The sequence below is a fragment of the Naasia lichenicola genome (assembly GCF_004801885.1).
Classification (GTDB): Bacteria; Actinomycetota; Actinomycetes; order Actinomycetales; family Microbacteriaceae; genus Naasia; species Naasia lichenicola.
On record NZ_SSSM01000006.1, the window covers coordinates 352,230 to 367,564 of the forward strand.

At 67.6% G+C, this 15,335-nt stretch carries 17 protein-coding genes; 10 read left to right on the forward strand and 7 right to left on the reverse strand.

The features are described 5' to 3' along the window. Positions 1-182: 182 nt before the first annotated feature. The 4 genes from E6C64_RS17905 (at position 183) to E6C64_RS17920 (ending at position 3,325) form a co-directional block, all read left to right on the forward strand. Positions 183-794, forward strand: a complete 612-nt coding sequence (locus tag E6C64_RS17905; RefSeq protein WP_136429061.1) for an ATP-dependent Clp protease proteolytic subunit — start codon at positions 183-185, stop codon at positions 792-794. Positions 795-820: 26 nt separating this feature from the next. Then, entirely contained in the window at positions 821-1,486 is a 666-nt protein-coding gene (locus E6C64_RS17910) for an ATP-dependent Clp protease proteolytic subunit (RefSeq protein WP_136429063.1), read from the forward strand. Positions 1,487-1,738: 252 nt separating this feature from the next. Beyond that, complete coding sequence (clpX, locus tag E6C64_RS17915) at positions 1,739-3,016, forward strand: ATP-dependent Clp protease ATP-binding subunit ClpX (protein ID WP_136429066.1); 1,278 nt, start codon at positions 1,739-1,741, stop codon at positions 3,014-3,016. A gap of 102 nt (positions 3,017-3,118) precedes the next feature. Continuing rightward, positions 3,119-3,325, forward strand: coding sequence for a ribbon-helix-helix protein, CopG family (locus E6C64_RS17920; protein ID WP_136429068.1), 207 nt, complete (start codon positions 3,119-3,121; stop codon positions 3,323-3,325). A 176-nt stretch (positions 3,326-3,501) separates the two neighbouring features. On the opposite strand, the gene E6C64_RS17925 is transcribed toward E6C64_RS17920, so the two are convergent. Further along, the gene (locus tag E6C64_RS17925; RefSeq protein WP_136429070.1) at positions 3,502-5,139 is read right to left on the reverse strand and encodes a molybdopterin-dependent oxidoreductase; all 1,638 of its coding nucleotides are present in this window, start codon (positions 5,137-5,139) and stop codon (positions 3,502-3,504) included. Positions 5,140-5,225: 86 nt separating this feature from the next. On the opposite strand from E6C64_RS17925, the gene E6C64_RS17930 reads away from it, so the two are divergent. The 4 genes from E6C64_RS17930 to E6C64_RS17945 all read left to right on the forward strand — a co-directional run bounded on the left by E6C64_RS17930 (position 5,226) and on the right by E6C64_RS17945 (position 7,773). Beyond that, positions 5,226-5,807 (forward strand): YdcF family protein, encoded by a 582-nt coding sequence (locus E6C64_RS17930; protein WP_199241092.1) that lies wholly within the window; start codon positions 5,226-5,228, stop codon positions 5,805-5,807. An 88-nt stretch (positions 5,808-5,895) separates the two neighbouring features. Further along, a complete protein-coding gene (locus E6C64_RS17935; RefSeq protein ID WP_136429071.1) occupies positions 5,896-6,219 on the forward strand; it encodes a histone-like nucleoid-structuring protein Lsr2 in 324 nt (107 codons plus the stop codon). 139 nt (positions 6,220-6,358) lie between these two features. Continuing rightward, positions 6,359-7,162, forward strand: a complete 804-nt coding sequence (locus E6C64_RS17940; RefSeq protein ID WP_136429073.1) for a methyltransferase domain-containing protein — start codon at positions 6,359-6,361, stop codon at positions 7,160-7,162. A 197-nt stretch (positions 7,163-7,359) separates the two neighbouring features. Continuing rightward, positions 7,360-7,773, forward strand: coding sequence for a four-helix bundle copper-binding protein (locus E6C64_RS17945; protein WP_233255712.1), 414 nt, complete (start codon positions 7,360-7,362; stop codon positions 7,771-7,773). A 109-nt stretch (positions 7,774-7,882) separates the two neighbouring features. Here the strand turns inward: E6C64_RS17945 and E6C64_RS17950 are convergent, their stop codons facing one another. Beyond that, entirely contained in the window at positions 7,883-8,212 is a 330-nt protein-coding gene (locus E6C64_RS17950) for a hypothetical protein (protein WP_136429075.1), read from the reverse strand. 161 nt (positions 8,213-8,373) lie between these two features. On the opposite strand from E6C64_RS17950, the gene E6C64_RS17955 reads away from it, so the two are divergent. Further along, positions 8,374-9,627 (forward strand): acyl-CoA dehydrogenase family protein, encoded by a 1,254-nt coding sequence (locus E6C64_RS17955; protein WP_136429077.1) that lies wholly within the window; start codon positions 8,374-8,376, stop codon positions 9,625-9,627. A 123-nt stretch (positions 9,628-9,750) separates the two neighbouring features. On the opposite strand, the gene E6C64_RS17960 is transcribed toward E6C64_RS17955, so the two are convergent. From E6C64_RS17960 to E6C64_RS17970, 3 genes are all read right to left on the reverse strand, one after another. Further along, the gene (locus E6C64_RS17960; RefSeq protein WP_136429079.1) at positions 9,751-10,782 is read right to left on the reverse strand and encodes a 1-aminocyclopropane-1-carboxylate deaminase; all 1,032 of its coding nucleotides are present in this window, start codon (positions 10,780-10,782) and stop codon (positions 9,751-9,753) included. 134 nt (positions 10,783-10,916) lie between these two features. Next, positions 10,917-11,567: a GntR family transcriptional regulator gene (locus E6C64_RS17965; RefSeq protein ID WP_136429081.1), complete on the reverse strand. Its 651-nt coding sequence runs from the start codon at positions 11,565-11,567 to the stop codon at positions 10,917-10,919. A 115-nt stretch (positions 11,568-11,682) separates the two neighbouring features. Next, entirely contained in the window at positions 11,683-13,740 is a 2,058-nt protein-coding gene (locus tag E6C64_RS17970; protein ID WP_438941877.1) for a M3 family metallopeptidase, read from the reverse strand. Positions 13,741-14,181: 441 nt separating this feature from the next. Here E6C64_RS17970 and E6C64_RS17975 point away from each other — a divergent pair, with 441 nt between their 5' ends. Then, on the forward strand, positions 14,182-14,382 hold the full coding sequence (locus E6C64_RS17975) for a hypothetical protein (RefSeq protein WP_136429085.1): 201 nt from the start codon (positions 14,182-14,184) through the stop codon (positions 14,380-14,382). A 148-nt stretch (positions 14,383-14,530) separates the two neighbouring features. Here E6C64_RS17975 and E6C64_RS17980 read toward each other — a convergent pair whose 3' ends face one another. After that, on the reverse strand, positions 14,531-14,830 hold the full coding sequence (locus tag E6C64_RS17980; RefSeq protein WP_136429087.1) for a hypothetical protein: 300 nt from the start codon (positions 14,828-14,830) through the stop codon (positions 14,531-14,533). 51 nt (positions 14,831-14,881) lie between these two features. Next, the gene (locus E6C64_RS17985) at positions 14,882-15,328 is read right to left on the reverse strand and encodes a GNAT family N-acetyltransferase (RefSeq protein WP_136429089.1); all 447 of its coding nucleotides are present in this window, start codon (positions 15,326-15,328) and stop codon (positions 14,882-14,884) included. Positions 15,329-15,335 lie beyond the last annotated feature (7 nt).

Genomic DNA, 15,335 nt, shown 5'->3' on the forward strand with positions numbered 1-15,335 from the left:
CGGGGAGCCATTTTCCGTCGCAGGGATCGTTGGCGGCGCGGCCATGGTGCAGGCGGAACTACGCCGGTGGAGTTCTGCCGACGAACGCGGGCGGCGCGGTTCTCTGCCCACGGCGAACAGCCCGGATCGGGCCCTCGCGCTCGGATAGATTCGACGCGAACCCAGACGAAGGAGCACCTCCCATGGCCGACGCAGGAATGCAGCCCAACGTTTTCGACCGCCTCTTGCGCGACCGGATCATCTGGCTGGGATCCGAGGTTCGCGACGACAACGCGAACGAGATCGCCGCAAAGCTTCTCCTCCTCGCCGCCGAGGACGGCGAGAAGGACATCTACCTCTACATCAACTCGCCCGGTGGCTCGATCACGGCCGGCATGGCGATCTACGACACCATGCAGTTCGTGCCGAACGACATCGTCACGGTCGGCATCGGCATGGCCGCCTCGATGGGCCAGCTGCTGCTCACCGCCGGCACCAAGGGGAAGCGCTACATCACCCCCAATGCGCGCGTCCTGCTCCACCAGCCGCACGGCGGTTTCGGCGGCACGGCGAGCGACATCCAGACCCAGGCCCAGCTCATCCTCTCGATGAAGAAGCGCCTCGCCGAGATCACTGCCGCGGCGACGGGCAAGAGCGTCGAGCAGATCAACGAGGACGGCGATCGCGACCGCTGGTTCAGCGCGCAGGAGGCCCTCGAGTACGGCTTCGTGGATCACATCCGCGAGTCGGCCAATGACGTCGTGGGCGGTGGCGGAACGGCAGACGCCGTGGTCGCCAAGTCCTCGAGCAAGTAAGACCACCGGAAGAAACGGACACAGACATGACCAACTACGACTTCGGTGGCACGGCGTTCGGCGGCCAGCAGGGCCCGAGCTCCCGCTACATCCTCCCGAGCTTCGAAGAGCGCACCGCCTACGGCTACAAGCGCCAGGACCCGTACGCCAAGCTCTTCGAGGACCGCATCGTCTTCCTCGGCGTCCAGGTGGATGACGCGTCGGCCGATGACATCATGGCCCAGCTCCTCGTGCTGGAGAGCATGGATCCCGACCGCGACATCGTGATGTACATCAACTCGCCCGGTGGCTCGTTCACCGCGATGACGGCGATCTACGACACGATGCAGTACATCCGCCCCCAGATCCAGACCGTGATCCTCGGCCAGGCGGCCTCCGCCGCGGCTGTGCTCGCCGCGGCCGGAACGCCGGGCAAGCGCCTGGCGCTGCCGAACGCGCGCATCCTGATCCATCAGCCGTCGACCGGCGATGCCGGACGCGGGCAGGCCTCCGACATCGAGATCCAGGCGCGGGAGATCCTGCGCATGCGCACCTGGCTCGAGGAGACTCTGGCCAACCATTCCAACCGCAGCCAGGCTCAGGTCGAGAAGGACATCGACCGCGACAAGATCCTGTCGGCCGATGAGGCGCTCGAGTACGGCCTGATCGACCAGGTGCTGACCAGCCGCAAGGCCCTGGCACTCACGAAGTAGTCAACGGTCCGCCCGCGGGGCGGGACTCGTAGCGCATGGCGTCGCCTCTCATGAGGCGGCGCCATTCGTCGTCTCCGGCCCGCCTTCCAGGTCGCTGGGACGCGGCGGGGGACGCGGTCTGCGTCGTGGGGGACGGATCAGGCGGCACGCCGCCACCGGCCGACGCATTGCGCAGGAACGTCGGCGGGCCGGGTTAGGCTCGTGGGCACACGACGACAGCCGGAATGAACCGGTCTCGGGAGGATGGGGAGCATGGCGCGAATCGGGGAGAGCGCGGACCTTCTCAAGTGTTCGTTCTGCGGCAAGAGCCAGAAGCAGGTTCAGCAGCTGATCGCTGGCCCCGGCGTCTACATCTGCGACGAGTGCGTCGAGCTGTGCAACGAGATCATCGAGGAGCGCCTCGCCGAAGCGGGCGAGGAGGCGTCGAGCGAATTCGACCTTCCGAAGCCCAAGGAGATCTACGGCTTCCTCGAGGAATACGTCATCGGCCAGGAGCAGGCCAAGCGCTCGCTCTCCGTCGCCGTCTACAACCACTACAAGCGCATCCGCTCGCGCCAGTCGCTGACAGCCGCCGAGGCGCTCAACGACGACATCGAGATCGCGAAGTCGAACATCCTGCTGATCGGCCCCACCGGCTGCGGCAAGACCTATCTCGCGCAGACCCTCGCCAAGCGCCTCAATGTGCCGTTCGCGGTCGCTGACGCCACCGCCCTCACCGAGGCGGGGTACGTCGGCGAGGATGTCGAGAACATCCTGCTCAAGCTGATCCAGGCCGCGGACTACGACGTCAAGCGGGCCGAGACCGGCATCATCTACATCGACGAGGTCGACAAGATCGCCCGCAAGGCCGAGAACCCGTCGATCACCCGCGATGTCTCGGGCGAGGGAGTGCAGCAGGCGCTGCTCAAGATCCTCGAGGGCACGGTCGCCTCCGTCCCGCCGCAGGGCGGACGCAAGCATCCGCACCAGGAGTTCATCCAGATCGACACGACGAACGTGCTGTTCATCGTCGCCGGCGCATTCGCCGGTCTCGAGGAGATCATCAGCCAGCGTGCGGGCAAGAAGGGCATCGGCTTCGGCGCACCCCTGCACAGCAAGGGCGACGATGTGAACCTCTTCGGCGAGGTGCTCCCCGAGGACCTGCACAAGTTCGGGCTGATCCCCGAGTTCATCGGCCGCCTTCCGGTGGTGACGACCGTCACGCAGCTCGATCAGGTCGCACTGATGGAGATCCTCACAGTGCCGAAGAACGCGCTGATCAAGCAGTACCAGCGCATGTTCGAGATCGACGGGGTCACGCTCGAGTTCGATCGCGGCGCCCTCGAATCGATCGCCGACCTGGCCGTGCTCCGCAAGACGGGAGCCCGCGGACTGCGCGCCATCCTCGAAGAGGTCCTCGGCCCCATGATGTTCGAAGTGCCGTCCGACTCGGACATCGCCAAGGTGGTCATCACCCGCGAGGTCGTCCTCGAGAACGCGGCGCCGACCATCGTGCCCCGCAAGCTGATGCGCGCGGAGAAGTCCGCCTAACCAGCACTCTGCGCCTTCCGGTGACATGGGGGGACGCTGAGTGTCCCCCTTATGGGGGACTTCGGGGTTGGCATTGTCGGCCGTCGATGTTAGGTTCGCCGAATGGCAATGACATTGAGGTTGCCCGAAGACCTCGACGCACAGCTATCGCACCTGGCAGAAGAATGGCATGTCTCGAAGCACTCACTCGTGCTTCAGGCCGCTGAACTCCTGGTCTCCCGCGAGACGCGACGTGCTGAGATCTCGGCAGGACTTGACCGCATTCTCACCACCGACGCAAGCCTCATGAAGAGGCTCGCGGACGTCTGATCTGGAGAGCACCGCCGTACAACAGCCACATCGGATCGACGCCTTCGCCCGCAATACCGCGGGTAAGGCGTCGTTCGCGTTTTAACACCATCGACCTGCCCACTTCTGCCGCCCCAGGCGGCCGGCGGGCCGCAGATCTGAGCAGTTCGCGTCGGTGAGGCCGAGCCCCCGCTGCGTCAGACCGTCAGGGTGACGCTGTGATAGCCCGTGGCGCCATCGGGAAGCACGTCGGCGGGCGTCTCGATCTGGAGCTTCCCGTTCGCGTCCGTCGCACGCACGGTGATGGTGTGCTCGCCCTCCGTCGCATTCCAGCTCCACATCCACTGGCGCCAGGTGTCGATGCTCAGCTCGTCGGCGAGCGTCGCCTCCGCCCAGGCACCGTCATCGACCTGGACCTCGACCTTGGAGATGCCGGTGTGCTGAGCCCACGCCACTCCGGCGACCACGACGCTCCCGGCGCCGTCGGCCACCCGGGTCGGCACGTCGATGCGGCTCGAGATCTTGATCGGCCCCTTCTCTCCCCAGCCCCGGTCGGTCCAATAGGCGGTCGCGTCGGAGAAGCGCGTGACCTGCAGGTCCGTCACCCATTTCGTCGCGGAGACGTAGCCGTAGAGGCCGGGCACCACCATCCGAACGGGGAAGCCGTGTTCGGCCGGCAGGAGCTCGCCGTTCATGCCGACGGCGAGGATGGCGTTGCGCTCGTCGGTGAGCGCCTCCAGCGGCGTGCTGGCGGTCCAGCCGTCGGCGCTGGTGGAGAGCACCATGTCGGCGTCTGCGGTGGGCACCGCTCGGGCGAGCAGCTCGCGGATCGGGTATCCGGTCCACACCGCGTTCGAGATCAGATCGCCGCCGACGTAGTTGGAGACGCACATGAGGGTGGTGTCGCTCTGCTGCATCGGCAGCGCAAGCAGTTCGGCAAAGGTCAGCGTGACCTCGTTCTCGACCATGCCGTGGATCCTCAGCGTCCAGGTCGTCGGGTCGACGGCGGGAACGATGAGCGCGGTGTCGATCCGGTAGAAGTCCGCGTTGGGAGTGATGAGCGGCGAGAGGCCGTCGATGTCGAACGACATCGCGTCGGTCGGAGGCGCGACGGGCGTGGCAGACGTCGGCAGACGGAGAGCGGCTCGCGCCGCCTCGGCCGCGCGCCCTGCGGCAGTGGACGCCTGCGCGACGACGCCCGCCGCGATCCCGACGATCGCCGTCACGCCGGTGGTGATCAGGAACGACCGTCGGCTGGGCGCGGCTTCGACCGGCCGTCGCAGATTCGGTCGATCGTTCTTCGGCGTCGGCGGAGAGTCATGCGCGACGAGCGGTGCCCCTGTCCCCGTCGGCCGAGCCGGGCTCACCGCGCTCGTGACGACGGCCGCTTCGGTCGGCAGCCGCCCGATGAGCCGACGCAGGGTCGCGATGGCGATCAGCGCTCCGATCACCGCGGGGAAGGCGAACATGGGATTGGCGCCGGCGCGTGTCACCGCCGCAGCGGAGGCCAGGATTCCGAGCGCCGCGAAGACGGCCATGCCCGTGAAGCGGCGGCGCGCTTCGAGGATTCCGGCACCAGCGGCCGCGGCGATGACGACGACGACGAGCAGGGTGATGATGGCGACCTTGTCGCCGGTCCCGAAGAGTCCGACCACGACCTCCTTCGCCCACCCGGGGGCGAGGTCGATCAATGCGGCACCGGTCGAGGCCAGTGGACTGGAAGTGGGTGCCGCCAGTGCAGCGACCAGCTCGCCGATCCCCAGCCCGGCCAACGCCGACACGATCCCCACCCACGCCGGCGCTAGTCTGCGGGCGCGGCGAGGGGGCTTGACCATGCGGCTGACGCTACCCCCGCCAGCCGTGCCCCAGCTTCGGGCGCTCACGCGAGTCGACGCATGCGGGTCCGCGCTAGCTTCTGACTATGAAGCGCGCCGTGGTCGCCGCCGTGGTCGGCGGCATACTGCTCTGGGGTGAGGTGGTGCACTACCGGTCGTTCAGACGGGGGATCGCCGGCGTCTCGGACCCCGATGGGCGGGGCCGAGAGGCGGTCGTGGTGCTCGGCTACAAGAACCGCGGCACCCGAGCCAACTACGTGAATCGCTTCCGCGTTCGAGCGGCGCTGCGGTCGCGCAACCAGCTCTCGGGCTCCAGCGTGCTGGTCTTCTGCGGCGGATGCGTGGCGGGCACGACAGCGGAGGCGATTCTCATGGCGCGATACGCCGTCGAGCAGCTCGGCTATGCGGGCCCGTACGTCCTCGATCGGGACAGTGTCTCGACATGGGAGAACATCCGGAACGCGATCCCGCATCTCGAGGATTTCGACGTGATCAAGATCGTCTCCAACTCGCTGCATGCCGAGCTCGGCCGCACGTATCTGCAGAGGCTCCGGCCCGATCTGGCGCGGCGCCTCGTCCCCGCCGCGGACTACCGGTTCGGCGAGATCACCGTCGTGAAGGTCGTCGCCGCGGTGCTGCATCTCCGGAAGCAGCGCCGGCGGAAGTAGCCGCCCGCGCCATCGAGTCGGGGTGGACAGAGCGGATCCAGGTCGCGATTCAGAGCACGATCAGCCGATTTCTCGCAGAATGAGCGTCATGGCAACGCAAACGCAGACTCTTCTCGTCGACGACATCGACGGCTCAGAGGCATCTTCCACCGTCACGTTCGGCATCTCGGGGACGACCTATGAGATAGACCTCTCGGACGCCAACCTCCAAGCCCTGCAATCCGCACTGGATCCGTACATCGGCGCCGCCCGCCCGATCGGGTCGCAGCAGCGGTTGAGCGCACCGACCGACTCGCATGTGGATCCGAACGCCGCGAGGGCAGCGCGGCAATGGGCCCAGCGGCAGGGACTCGAAGTCCCCGCCCGAGGCCGCGTTCCCGCCTCCATCCTCGAGCAGTGGAGAAACCGTTAGCCGCTGTCGCCTCGTGCACGTTCTCTGAGCCTGCTTGCTGTCGCCGCCGTGGGAGTCCTTCCACCGTTCGTCCGTTCGGTGCTCCGAGCGGATCCAGCACCTGACCTCGCGCGCCGCCGGGAACCGTAGGCTCGGAGCCGTGAACGAGCGCTACATCCATGGCCACCACGAGAGCGTCCTCCGATCGCACTCGTGGCGCACGGTCGAGAACTCCGCTGCCTACCTCATCCCGCACCTCAGGCCAGGGCTCGATCTGCTCGACGTGGGCAGTGGTCCAGGGACCATCTCGGTCGACTTCGCCGAGCGACTCGCGCCGGGAACGGTGCACGGGATCGACGCGGCGGCGGCGATCGTGGACCAGGCGACCGACCTCGCCCAGTCGCGGGAACTCGGCAACGTTCAGTTCACGGTCGACGATGCGTACGCTCTGAGCTTCGACGATGACAGCTTCGACATCGCTCACGCCCATCAAGTGCTGCAGCACCTGGCCCGTCCTGTGGACGCGCTGAAGGAGATGGCACGGGTCGTCCGACCGGGCGGCATTGTGGCCGCTCGTGACGTCGACTACGCCGGAGCCATCTGGTACCCGTTGCTCCCGGGACTGGCTGATTGGCTCCGCATCTACGATGCCGTGCATCGCGCGGGCGGCGGCGAGCCCGATGCGGGCCGACGGCTCCGGGCCTGGGCGCACGCGGCCGGCCTGACGGATGTGGTGAGCACCGCATCCATCTGGGGGTTCGCCTCCGACGCGGACCGCGCATGGTGGGGCGGACTCTGGGCCGACCGGGCGCTGCACTCCGAGTTCGCCAAGCAGGCGATCGACGGCGGGCACGCGACGCAGGAGGTCCTCGAGCGGATCTCGGCCGCCTGGAAGCAGTGGGCGGAAGAGCCCGACGGGTGGTTCTCGTTCCCGCACGGAGAGATGATCGCGCGCGTCGGCTGAGGTGGGCGATCCGGGCGACTGATCCGTCGGCTCCGGCCTGTGATGCGCCGGCCGAGCTGAGTGCATCACATGGATTGCTGCGGAGTCGGCCTCGGAGGTCTGGCGAGCCCGCCGGACTGGTCCGTAGCATCTCGTCATAACCTCGCGCCGACTCAGGCCATCCGGTCCTCCGTGGCGCACGACGAACGGATGACGCCATGAACATGACCGCAGAGATGATGAAGAGCATGCCGATGGCCGAGATGCCGATGGGCATGGACATGATGGCGATGCAGGAGGCGATCGAGGCCTGCTCCGCGTGCATGCAGGCCTGCACGATGTGCTCCGACGCGATGGGCGGCATGGAGGACATGGGCACGTGCGCGTCCATGTGCGCGAACTGCGCCGACATGTGCACGACGATGATGCGCGTCATGATGCGGCCGATGGCCATGGACATGCCCAGCATGATGGCGATGCTCGAGGCCACGATCGCCATGTGCAAGGCGTGCATGGACGAGTGCATGAGTCACGCCGAGATGAGCGAGACCTGCAGGATGTGCGCTCAGGCGTGCGAGATGGCGATGAACGCCTGCATGAAGATGTTGTCGTCCATGAAGGCGATGGCCTGACGAGCCCGCTGGAAAGCCACGCCGCTGATCGCCGACGCGCGAATGGGCGCTCAGCGCGGTAGGTGTTCCTACCGCGCTCGGCCGCAGCTACCGCGCTCGGCGCGCGCGGTCAGCCGATGGCGACGTTGAAGCGATGCAGGCCTGACGCGAGCACCGAATACGTCCTGTGCAGCGCCACCGGGAGACCCGGACCGACCAGCGCCGAGATGTCGGTGTGCTGCCAGACGCGTACGGTCTCGCCCGACTCCCACAGCTCGAGCTCGACGGACCCGTCCGTGCTGACGGACCGCACGACTGCGTCGGACCAGCTGCTCGGCGTCGCGGCGGCTAGGCGCAGGCGCACCAGGCTCATGGCGTGACCGGGGCGGTCGTCGATGCACATCGCTCCGTGCTCGCAGACGGTGATCGCCGTGTGCTGCAGGTTCGTGTGCTGGGCCATGGTTCCCTCTCCGTTCTGTGCCCGAGGTGGACGTGCGCGTCGCTCGGCGCAGATCTACAAGCTAGGCGGCCGTCCGCTGGAGCGCACTTGTACCGGTCACACGAGGACACATAGGGCGCCATGGCCCGATGCCTAGACTCGTCCGAGCGAAGGAGCACCTGATGACCGACACCCTGCCCGATGCCCGCACCGCCTCGCCCGAGGGCTCCGCTTTTCCCGAAGGCACCGTCGAGCCCGAATACCACCTGACCGAGCCGCTGGATCCCGACGCCGCGGAGCTCTTCGCGGACGTCCCTGCCGCCGACCGGGAGTACTGGATGCGCACCCGCGCGTTCGTGCAGGACGAGGTCCTTCCGGTTATCGACGACTACTGGAACCGCGCGGACTATCCCGTGCACCTCGTGCGCCGAATGGGGGAGCTCGACCTGCTCCGCGACGGCCTCGAAGTCGACGGCTACCCGGCGATGAGCCCGCTCGCCGCCGGTCTGGTCAACATGGAGATGAGCCGCGGTGACGGCTCGATGGCGACGGTGGTGGCGGTGCAGGGCGGGCTCGCGATGCGCTCCGTCGCGCTGCTCGGCTCCGACGAGCAGAAGGCGCGCTGGCTGAAGCCCCTCGCCGCCGGCACCGAGTACGGCGCGTTCGCGCTCACCGAGCCGACCCACGGATCCGATTCGACGAGCCTTGAGACTCGCGCGGTGACCGTGCCCGGCGGATTCCGGATCAGCGGTTCGAAGAAGTGGATCGGCAACGGCTCGATCGGCGGCCTCACGGTCGTCTGGGCGCGAGGGGACGATGACGCAGTCCACGGCTATCTCGTCGAGCAGGACAGCCCCGGCTACTCCGCGGTCCCGATCGAGAACAAGACGGCTCTCCGCGCGATCTGGCAGGCCAGGATCCGGATGGACGACGTCTTCGTTCCGACCGAGGCGCTCCTGCCCGACGCGAAGACATTCAAGGACACCTCCCGCGTGCTGCTGGCCACCCGCCTGAGCGTGGCCTGGTCAGCAGTCGGTCACGCGACCGCCTGCTACGAGACGGCCGTGCACTACGCCAAGCAGCGCATCCAGTTCGGGCGCCCGCTCGCGCACTCGCAGGTCGTCCAGGAGCGACTGTCGCGCATGCTCAGCGAGCTCACCCAGATCCAGCTGCTCGCCTTTCGGATGACGGAGCTCGACGCGGCCGGCCGGCTGACGGGGGAGAAGGCTTCGCTCGCGAAGTACACGACCACGCGGACGGCTCGGTCGATCGCGGCCAACGCCAGAGATCTGCTCGGTGGCAATGGGCTGCTGCTGCCGAACCGTGTCGCTCGGCACTTCTCGGACATCGAGGCGATTCACACCTACGAGGGCACCGAGACGATGCAGGCACTGATCATCGGGCGAGGGATCACCGGCAAGTCCGCCTTCGTCTGATCCTGCGTCGACCCGTCCTGCGCTCCGGTGGCTGAGCCGTCCGCGCAGCGGACGTGTCGAAGCCCGGACATGCCAACCGGGCTTCGACACAGCCCTTGCGCCCACTCAGCCGGCGAAGTCGACTCAGCGGCCGAGCACCGCCGTGTAGGCGTTGTTGGCGAGCTGCCCACCGAGGTGGGCGTAGAGCACGTTCGAGCTCTTCTCGATCTCACCCGTCGCGACGAGGTCGATCATGCCCGCGAGCGACTTGCCCTCGTACACCGGGTCGGTGAGCATGCCGTCCATCCGCATGCCGAGCTCGATCGCGGCGATCGTCTGGTCGTCGGGAATGCCGTAGGTGCCCGCGTGGTACCGGTCGTCCAGGAGGATCTCGCCGTCGAGGATGTCCCGCCCGAGGCCGATCCGCTCGGCGGTGAAGCGGGCGATCCGCGCCACCTGCTCCCACGTCTCCTTCGGCTTGGCCGAGCCGTCGATGCCGAGCACCCGCCGGGGACGGTCATCGCCGAGGGCCGCGAAGCCGGCGATCATGCCGGCATGGGTCGATCCGGTGACCGAGCAGACGATGACGGTGTCGAAGAAGACGCCGAGCTCCCTCTCCTGCTGCGCCACTTCGACGGCCCAGTTGGCGAAGCCGAGTCCGCCCAGCGGGTGGTCGCTCGCACCGGCGGGGATCGCATACGGGGTGCCGCCGCGGCCCTCGATCTCGTCGATCGCCTGCTGCCAGCTCTCCTTGAAGCCGATCCCGAAGCCGGCGCGCACCAGCCGGACATCCGCACCGGCGATCCGTGAGATCTGGATGTTCCCCACCCGGTCGTAGATCGAGTCGGGCCACTCGACCCATGACTCCTGGATCAGCACGCAGCCGAGCCCGAGCTTCGCCGAGACGCCCGCGACCTGGCGGGTGTGGTTGGACTGCACCCCGCCGATCGAGACCAGGGTGTCGGCGCCCTTCGCGAGTGCGTCCGCGACCAGGTACTCGAGCTTGCGGGTCTTGTTGCCGCCGAACGCAATGCCGCTGTTGAGGTCCTCGCGCTTGGCCCAGAGCTGCGCGCCGCCGAGATGGGCGGTGAGGCGCTCGAGGCGGTGGATCGGCGACGGGCCGATCAGGAGCTGGTGGCGGGGGATAGCGGCGAGGGTCGTCAGAGCGTCGTTCATGTTTTCCATTCGTCTGGTGGAGCGAGTTTCACGGTTCAGGCTTTCGACCACGGTTCAGGCGAAAACCGCCTGAACCGTGGGCGAAATGGCGGAATCGCCTGATCGGTGAAGATCGCCTGATCCGTGGAAGGTGGCTAGAGGGGCGGTGGGGCGGGCGGGGTCAGGAGGGTCTCGAGGGCGGACCAGATCTGAGCCGTCAGATCCCGCGCGGTGGCGAGGTCGCCGGCGACGCATGCCTCGACGAGCGCGCGATGGCGCGCGGCGGATTCCGCGCCCGAGCCGATGCCGAACTGCTGCACCTCGACACGGCGGAGCACGTCCTGATGCTGATGGGCGATGGTGCGCAGCGCCTCGTTGCCGGTGAGCGCGAGGAAGACGTCGTGGAAGGCGTCATCCGCCTCGATCGTGGCGTCGACGTCCCCAGCCGCCGCCGCTCGTTCGAAACGCTCGTTGCGATCCTCCATCGCAGCGATGTGCTCCGCGGTCAGATGTGGCCAGCCGAGCTCGACGGCCCTGATGCTGAGGGTGCGGACCACCTCGAGCGACTCACGGGCGGCGACCTGGTCGAGCGGAGCGACGCGGGTCGCGCTCTGCGGCTTCGTGTGCACGAGCCCCTCGTCCCGCAGTCGCGCGAGCGCGCTGCGGATGGGCTCCTTGGAGGTGTGGAAGGCGGCGGCGATCTCGGCATCCTTCAGCACGGCGCCCGCAGGCAGGCGTCCAGCCACGATGTCCCGACGCAGCGCGAGGTACACCTCGTCCCTCAGCAGATGTCGTTCCGTGCTCACCCCGCAAATCTAACATGTTAGTTTTGCTGGCCGGACGGACGGCGCGACCGAGATGCCACTTTCCGTCCCTATAGGTCGCGGATAGGGACGGAAAGTGGCATCTCGATGAGTCGGGCTACGACTCCGTCAGGCCTCGGCGTTCGAGGAGCGGGGCGATGTCGGCGTCTCGGCCGCGGAACTCGCGGTAGGCCTCGAGCGGGTCGCGGGATCCGCCGATGCCGAGCACGTGTCGACGGAAGCGGTCGCCGTTCGCCCGGGTCATGCCGCCGTTCTCCTCGAACCACCGCACGGTGTCCGCGTCGAGCACCTCGCTCCAGATGTAGGAGTAGTAGCCGGCGTCGTAGCCGCCGGCGAACACGTGGGAGAAGTAGGTGCTGGAGTAGCGGGTCGGCACGGCTCGATCGGCGAGGCCGACGCGCTCGAGTGCTGCACGCTCGAACTCGGCGACATCGGTGACCGCCTCGGCCTCGGCGGATGACAGTCCGTGCCAGGCCTGGTCGAGCAGCGCCGCAGCGAGATATTCGCTGGTCCTGAACCCCTCGTTGAATGCACGCGACGCGATGAGCCGGTCCACCATCTCCTGCGGCATCGGCTCGCCGGTGTCGAAGTGCTTGGCGTAGTTGGCGAGCACCTCGGGCCAGAGCATCCACATCTCGTTGACCTGGCTCGGGAACTCCACAAAGTCTCGGAAGACGCTGGTCCCGGCGAATCGCGGGTAGGTCACCGTCGCGAACAGGCCGTGCAGGGCGTGACCGAACTCGTGGAAGAGCGTGGTGACCTCGTCGAGAGTGAGCAGGGTCGGCGTCCCCGGAGCGGGCCGGGGAACGTTGAGGTTGTTGGTGACCACCCGCGGCGTGCCCAGTAGTCGCGACTGCGAGACGAACGAGTTCATCCACGCGCCGCCGTGCTTGGAGTCGCGCGTGTAGAGATCGAGCAGGTAGAGCCCGATCGGCGTCCCGTCGTCCTCGGTGACCTCGAAGACCCGCGCCTCGCCGTTGTACGCCGCGAGGTCGAAGCGCTCCTCGAAGCGGATGCCGTAGAGGCTGGTGGCGGCGAAGAACACCCCATCGCGAAGCACGCGCTCCGCGTCGAAGTAGGGGCGCATGGCCGAGGTGTCCACGTCGAACCGGGCGGCGCGCACCTTCTCGGTGTAGAACGCCCAGTCCCAGCTGGCGAGCGTGCTGTCCGTCTCGGTCGCGTCGATCTGCTCCTGGAGGACAGCTGCCTCGGCTCGAGCGTTGGCGGCGGCCGGCGCGGCCAGGCGGCGGAGAAGGGCATCGACCGCCTCGGGGGTCCCCGCAGTCTGTGCGGCGGTGACGGCGGCCGCGTGCGAGCGGAAGCCGAGAAGCTCGGCGCGGCTGGCTCGGAGCCGTGCGATCTCGAGCACGACGGGGCGGTTGTCGGCGTCGTTGTCCCGAGCGGCCCGGGACTGCGAGGCGGTCATGATCCGCTCCCGCAGCGCGCGGTTCGTCAATGACGCCAGGTAGGGGTGGCCGGTCGGCAGGACGAGGGTGATCAGGTATCCCTCGAGTCCGCGGGACGTCGCGTTCGCGGCGGCGGTCGCGATGGCGTCGGCGCCGAGACCGTCCAGCTCGGACACGTCGGCCACATGCACGGCGAGGGCGTTGGTGTCGTCGAGCAGGTCGGTGTCGAAGCGGGTGGTGAGCGTGGACAGGCGCTGATTCACCTCGCGCAGCGTCGCCTTGTCAGCATCGCCGAGCCCTGCGCCCGAGAGCGTATAGCTCGTCAGGTAGCGGTCGACGAGGTAGACCGCTTCTGCGTCGAGCTGCTCTTCGCCGGCGGCGACGCGCTCGGACACAGCCCGGATGCGTTCATAAAGATCGGAGTCGAGCCGGATGCGATCGCCGTGCGCAGACAGGCGAGGTGCGATCCGCTCTTCGAGCTCTGCGATGAACGGGGTCTTGTCGGACGAGCTCAGCCCGAAGAACACCGCCGAGACGCGCTTCAGGATTCGCCCGCTCCGCTCGAGTGCCTCGATGGTGTTGGCGAACGTCGCGGGCTCGGGGGCGACGAGGATCGCCTGGACCTCAGCGATCTGCTCAGCCATCCCGCGCTCGAACGCCGGCTCGTAGTGATCGTCCCGGATCTCGGCGAATGGGGGCAGCTGGAACGGCAGCGAACTGGGGGAGAAGAAGGGGTTCTCGGTCACGATTCGAGCCTATTGCGAAGAAATGGCGATTCGGGCTTGCCGAGTCGCACGTCGACGCACTACCGTGAATTCAACGTCGAAACCGAAAGGAGATTGTCATGGCATTCGAGCCAGAGACCATTTCTGTCGGCGTTTCCGTCGCGTAGACGATCCGAGCCCCGCGCTCCTGGATCGTCTCCGGTGGAAGCGCTGATGTAGCCGGACCTGTCCCATCGTGCATGTGCACGTGCGACCGATTCCCTCATTGCCCCGTGCAGTGGCCCTCGCCTGCGAGGAGTCAGATGGCATGGGAGCCCACCTCATTCCGTCAACTGCTGACGGCTATTCTGCCGCGCTCTTTTCACGCCTATTTCGGGCGCTAATTGTTGCGCCATCGACAAACAATGCCAAGGAATCGCTTTCATGACCGCAATAATCGAGATCCGAACGGGTCCCGACAATCGAATGACAATCGACACGGGCTCGACCCCTGTCTCCGTCCTGGATCGCGCCGCCCTGCGGCTCGGGCTGCGGCTGATCCTCTGGGGTCGGCGCGAGCGACCGCAGATGGATCCGGTCGAGCTGCACCGTCGGGCCGAGGTGCGTCGAGCAGCCGCGCGAGAGCGCGACCGCATCATCGCGGCCAGCTACCTCTACCGGCTATGAGCAGTCTGCTCGAGGGTCGGGTGGCACCGTCTCCGGCTGGACCCACGTCGCATGCGTGCGACGGGCAGTATCGAGGTCCTTGCGTTCTGCGCGAGGGCCTCGATACGGCGCTGGTGCGGCTGCTCGACCGACGAGTGCGCTCGGCGGGTCAGTCGTCCCAGCCGTCGGACTCGGCCTGGTCGTCGGTCACTAGGACCTCAGCGGCTCCGGTGACAGAATTCACGGTCACCGTGTACTGCACGCCGGTCGAGGTGATGAACTCCAGTGTCGCGTGCGGTCGTCCTTCCAACCAGGTCAGCGTCCACATCGACTCGCGGGGGTCCGCGTCGCCTTCGCCGCCCTCCTCGAGGGCGAGCACCTCGACGTCGCGGATGATCCCCACGACGTCCTCCGTCAGTCGTGACGGGGGAGTCGCCCCGTAGGCCCACCGGGTACCGAGCTGGATCATGCCCCCGACGCTACCGCGATCGGGTCCGTGTCCCGACCCGGTCGACGCGGATCAGCCGAGCGAGATGTCGTAGGTCACCCAGTCGGTCTTGTCCGACACCTTGTCGTACAGGGCGCGGGCGGTCGCGTTGTTCTTGTCGGTCATCCAGCGCACCACGCCGAAACCGCCGTCGCGACCCTCGCCCTTGATGTGGTCGATCAACGCACGAGCCACGCCCTTGCCGCGCTGATCGGGCGCCACGAAGAGATCCTCGAGGTAGAGGCCCTTGTCGTTCTCCAGCAGTCGCTGGAACTCGCGGACGTGCGCGAGCCCCACCAGCTTGCCGTCGTCATCCACCGCGACGAGCCCACGATGCGCCGCCTCGGCCCCGTGCAGCCACGCCCACGCGCGCATCGCACGCGCGTCGGGCAGCGGCGTCTCGTAGAAGTCGGCGTATCCCGCGTACAGCTCGTACCAGGCGAAGAAGTCGCCCTGCTCCAATGGTCGGACAGAGACCATGCGTGTT

What these genes read in the sequence shown, in the direction of transcription:
- E6C64_RS17905 (WP_136429061.1), top strand. Translation starts at nt 183, where the DNA reads ATGGCCGACGCAGGAATGCAGCCCAACGTTTTCGACCGCCTCTTGCGC.
- E6C64_RS17910 (WP_136429063.1), top strand. Translation starts at nt 821, where the DNA reads ATGACCAACTACGACTTCGGTGGCACGGCGTTCGGCGGCCAGCAGGGC.
- clpX (WP_136429066.1), top strand. Translation starts at nt 1,739, where the DNA reads ATGGCGCGAATCGGGGAGAGCGCGGACCTTCTCAAGTGTTCGTTCTGC.
- E6C64_RS17920 (WP_136429068.1), top strand. Translation starts at nt 3,119, where the DNA reads ATGGCAATGACATTGAGGTTGCCCGAAGACCTCGACGCACAGCTATCG.
- E6C64_RS17925 (WP_136429070.1), bottom strand. Translation starts at nt 5,139, where the DNA reads ATGGTCAAGCCCCCTCGCCGCGCCCGCAGACTAGCGCCGGCGTGGGTG.
- E6C64_RS17930 (WP_199241092.1), top strand. Translation starts at nt 5,226, where the DNA reads ATGAAGCGCGCCGTGGTCGCCGCCGTGGTCGGCGGCATACTGCTCTGG.
- E6C64_RS17935 (WP_136429071.1), top strand. Translation starts at nt 5,896, where the DNA reads ATGGCAACGCAAACGCAGACTCTTCTCGTCGACGACATCGACGGCTCA.
- E6C64_RS17945 (WP_233255712.1), top strand. Translation starts at nt 7,360, where the DNA reads ATGAACATGACCGCAGAGATGATGAAGAGCATGCCGATGGCCGAGATG.
- E6C64_RS17950 (WP_136429075.1), bottom strand. Translation starts at nt 8,212, where the DNA reads ATGGCCCAGCACACGAACCTGCAGCACACGGCGATCACCGTCTGCGAG.
- E6C64_RS17955 (WP_136429077.1), top strand. Translation starts at nt 8,374, where the DNA reads ATGACCGACACCCTGCCCGATGCCCGCACCGCCTCGCCCGAGGGCTCC.
- E6C64_RS17960 (WP_136429079.1), bottom strand. Translation starts at nt 10,782, where the DNA reads ATGAACGACGCTCTGACGACCCTCGCCGCTATCCCCCGCCACCAGCTC.
- E6C64_RS17975 (WP_136429085.1), top strand. Translation starts at nt 14,182, where the DNA reads ATGACAATCGACACGGGCTCGACCCCTGTCTCCGTCCTGGATCGCGCC.
- E6C64_RS17980 (WP_136429087.1), bottom strand. Translation starts at nt 14,830, where the DNA reads ATGATCCAGCTCGGTACCCGGTGGGCCTACGGGGCGACTCCCCCGTCA.
- E6C64_RS17985 (WP_136429089.1), bottom strand. Translation starts at nt 15,328, where the DNA reads ATGGTCTCTGTCCGACCATTGGAGCAGGGCGACTTCTTCGCCTGGTAC.